The sequence below is a fragment of the Selenomonadales bacterium genome (assembly GCA_017442105.1).
Classification (GTDB): domain Bacteria; phylum Bacillota; class Negativicutes; order RGIG982; family RGIG982; genus RGIG982.
The window spans coordinates 1-3648 of the sequence record JAFSAX010000127.1 but is presented as its reverse complement, the minus strand read 5'-3'; the positions used below and the strand labels follow the sequence as shown (position 1 = coordinate 3648).

Annotated in this window: 5 protein-coding genes and 1 riboswitch; all 5 genes read left to right on the top strand. The window is 50.0% G+C overall.

Annotated features, from left to right (window positions below; genetic code table 11):
• Positions 1–354, top strand: a 354-nt coding sequence (locus tag IJN28_04935) for an MBL fold metallo-hydrolase (protein MBQ6713114.1), incomplete at its 5' end; no start/stop codon positions are given.
• Entirely contained in the window at positions 351–563 is a 213-nt protein-coding gene (locus tag IJN28_04930; GenBank protein ID MBQ6713113.1) for a DUF3006 domain-containing protein, read from the top strand. The genes IJN28_04935 and IJN28_04930, both read left to right, overlap by 4 nt.
• A gap of 63 nt (positions 564–626) precedes the next feature.
• Positions 627–1640 carry an N-acetylmuramoyl-L-alanine amidase gene (locus IJN28_04925; protein MBQ6713112.1) on the top strand — a complete coding sequence of 338 codons (1014 nt, stop codon included), beginning with the start codon at positions 627–629 and terminating at the stop codon, positions 1638–1640.
• A 12-nt stretch (positions 1641–1652) separates the two neighbouring features.
• Complete coding sequence (locus IJN28_04920; protein ID MBQ6713111.1) at positions 1653–2249, top strand: GerMN domain-containing protein; 597 nt, start codon at positions 1653–1655, stop codon at positions 2247–2249.
• Between the two features lie 46 nt (positions 2250–2295).
• A riboswitch (TPP riboswitch) is annotated at positions 2296–2403 on the top strand.
• 76 nt (positions 2404–2479) lie between these two features.
• The coding region (gene thiC, locus IJN28_04915) for a phosphomethylpyrimidine synthase ThiC (GenBank protein ID MBQ6713110.1) at positions 2480–3648 on the top strand (1169 nt) is incomplete at its 3' end.

Below are 3648 nucleotides of genomic sequence, written 5' to 3'. Positions count from 1 at the left end.
ATCGTCGGACGGCTGGTATACGGTGATTTTACGATGATGTTTACGGGCGATACCGAAAGTGTTGCCGAAAAAGCCATCGTGAAAAAGTATGGTAAGCAGATGAAGTCTGATGTGCTGAAATCATCGCACCACGGAAGCAAGACTTCGTCTTCCAATGTGTTTTTGAAAGCAGTTATGCCCAAGACGGTCTTGATATCGGTCGGTGCAGGCAATGATTACGGTCATCCGCATCAAAACATCATGAAACGATATCAAAAACAAGGCTGTGACATCTATCGCACCGACCGTGACGGTACGATCACAATCCATAGTGACGGCAGCTCGTATACGGTCGAGAAGGAGAAGGCAAGATGAAGATAACAGCGGTAGTTGATCGGTTCGAAGGAGATAAGGCAGTCCTTCTCTTTGCGGATGAAACGAAACAAGTAGTATTTCCGCGTGTGTGTCTGCCGCCCGAAGTGAAGGAAGGCGACTATCTTGCGGTCATGGTCGAGGTAGACGAAGAACGTACGCGAGAAGCTAAGACAGAAACGGAGAGCCTTCTGGCGGAATTGATGAAGTAGTATGCAGCAAGAAGAAAGCGGCAGGTGTGCTGCTTTCTTTTGTCATAGAAAGGTTGGCAAAATATGAAGAAACGAATCGCGCTGATCTGCTCGATGCTGATCGGCATACTGTTTGCTTGTACGGTCGCGTATGCGGCCGCGGTTGAAAAAACGGAATATACGGTGCGTGAAGGTGAAGGCAGTACCGTTGTGAACGTCATGATAACGTTTGACAGTAAGATCACAGAAGTCGTTCCTTGCGTTGTCGGTGCAACGGAATCACAGCTGCGTGTCCTCTTAAATGGTGCGCATGTAGTCGCTGTGACGCGAAGCAGTCTTGATGGCAAGTATGCCAAAGAGATTATTTTCCAACCTGCGGGCAAGACGTTCGCGGAAGCTGTCATCAACTGCACGAAGTCGATGCGTATTGCAGAGTGTCGCAGTGAGGTGCGAGCGCAGTCGGATGGGAAGAGCATCGTTATCTTGACGATGACGCTAGCTTCTCACGGGGATGGCAGCGGCGGAATAAAAGGCAAGACGATCATTCTTGATGCAGGTCACGGCGGCTCGGATTGCGGTGCCGTTGGGCCAAGCGGTGTCTATGAAAAAGACATCACGCTTGCTGTTGCCAAAGAGCTTCAGAAACAGCTTATTACAGAAGGTGCCAACGTATTGATGACACGTACGACTGACCGCGATGTCAGCCATCGAGAAGGTGCGTCTGTCAGTGTAGAGTTAGGTGATCGTGTTGTCGTTGCCGAAGAATTGCAAGCAGATGTATTCGTTTCGATCCATCTCAATTCGTTTACCTCGCCCGATATCGGTGGTGTAGAAACGTATTATTATCAAGGCTCTCTTGAGGGTGAACGATTGGCATATGCTGTACAGAAAAGTCTGATGGATCAGTTCGATTTGAAGGATAGAGGCGTCAAAACGGCGAACTTCTATTTATTGAAGAACAGTTCGATGCCGTCTATTTTGACAGAGTTGGCGTTCATCTCCAATCCGCGAGAAGAACAGCTCTTGATATCGTCCAATGCGCAGGCACTCTTTGCGCAGGCGATCTTGACGGGGTTGAAACAATATTTCTCCGCATAAGGAGGTCATCGTATGAAATGGATTCTGAGATTGGGTCTGCTCGCAGTATTGGCGCTTGCTGTCGTCATTGGCGGTAGTTATTACCACGATATCAAAGATGTCATCGGCGATCGCATTTCGATCTCGTTCGATCAAGAGCGGGCGGAACAACGACCGCGTACGGCAGATGATGTTTATCGAAGCGAACAGTCGAAAGACCAGCGAAAAGTGACGGTCTATCGCGCATCTGCCAACGGACAAGCTCTTGTCGGCGAGGTATATACGGTAGCCAAAACGAATGAAACGATCGCGCAGGCGTTGGGACTGCTTTTGTCAGAGCCGTCCGACAGTGGTAACTGGTCGACGATACCGGATGGGACCAAGGTACGTTCGATACATTTCGCCAACGGGATCGCGCGTGTTGATTTCTCGCCTGAGATCGTGAAAAACTTCCGCGGTGGATCGGCAGGCGAGCTATTGCTGGTCGGCTCCATCGTCAATACGCTGACTGAGATCCACGGCGTGGAAAAAGTCCGCATCATGGTCAACGGCAAACAGGTCGAATCGATCGGTGGTCATGTAGACTTATCCGAGCCGATCGGCAGAATGAATGAACTGTTGAAAAAATGATTGTATTTTAATGGTAACCTTGCTATAATGAGAGAAAATTAAATAGTCAAACCACTAGGGGTGCACCACAGTGCTGAGAGATCGTATATACGATAAACCCTTAGAACCTGAATTTCCGGATAATACCGGCGTAGGGAAGTGGACTTGCATCTGAAAGACGAGCTGCTTATCTATGGTTGGATAAGCAGTTTTTGTTTTGTAATAGTGGTGACATGACAGGAGGAAACAACATGGCAACACAAATGAGTATGGCAAAACAAGGAAAAATTACAGAGCAAATGGCGATCGTCGCCGAGCAGGAAGGCGTGTCTGCCGAGTTGATACGCGAGCGTGTCGCAGAAGGCACAATATCGATCTGCGCGAATATCAACCATACTGCGCTCATTCCGCGTGGTGTCGGCAAAGGCTTGTCGACGAAAACGAATGCGAATATCGGTACGTCGAGTGCGTTTCCCGATATTGCGCCCGAACTCGAAAAACTCGATGCTGCGATCAAGGCAGGTGCCGATGCGGTCATGGATCTGAGTACGGGCGACAATATCGACGCAACGCGCAAAGCTATCATTGAACGCTCCAGTATCATCGTCGGTACGGTGCCGATCTATCAGGCGACGGTCGATGCGATCAAAAATCGTGGTGCTGTCGTTGATATGACGGCAGATGATATGCTCCATGTCATCGAACAGCATGCCAAAGACGGGGCAGACTTTATGACGCTCCATTGCGGTGTCACGCAGAATGTCATTCGTACGCTCAAAGCGGAAGGCAGAGAAATGGACGTCGTCAGCCGCGGTGGTTCGTTCCTGACGGCATGGATGCTTCACAACGGAAAAGAAAATCCGCTCTATGAACGTTACGACGATCTTCTCGATATTTGCAGTCGTTATGATGTGACGATCAGTCTTGGTGACGGTCTGCGCCCCGGCTGTCTGGCTGATGCGACCGACCGCGCGCAGATGCAGGAACTCCTTACCTTGGGTGAACTCGTCGATCGTGCATGGGCAAAAGATATTCAAGTGCTTGTTGAAGGACCGGGACATATGCCGTACGATCAGATCGAAGCCAATATGCGTCTGCAAAAAGAGATCTGTAAAGGAGCTCCGTTCTATGTATTGGGGCCTCTTGTTACCGATATCGCGCCCGGCTATGACCATATCACTTCGGCGATCGGCGGTACGCTTGCCGCCGTATCGGGGGCAGATTTCCTCTGCTATGTAACGCCTGCCGAACATCTGGCACTCCCGACAAAAGAAGATGTCGTCGAAGGTATCATCGCCGCACGTATCGCCGCACATGCGGCTGATATCGTCAAAGGTGTTCCCGGTGCAAAAGAATGGGATCTCAAAATGGCACGTGCACGTAAACGCCTTGATTGGGATGAACAGCTTGCGCTTGCTAT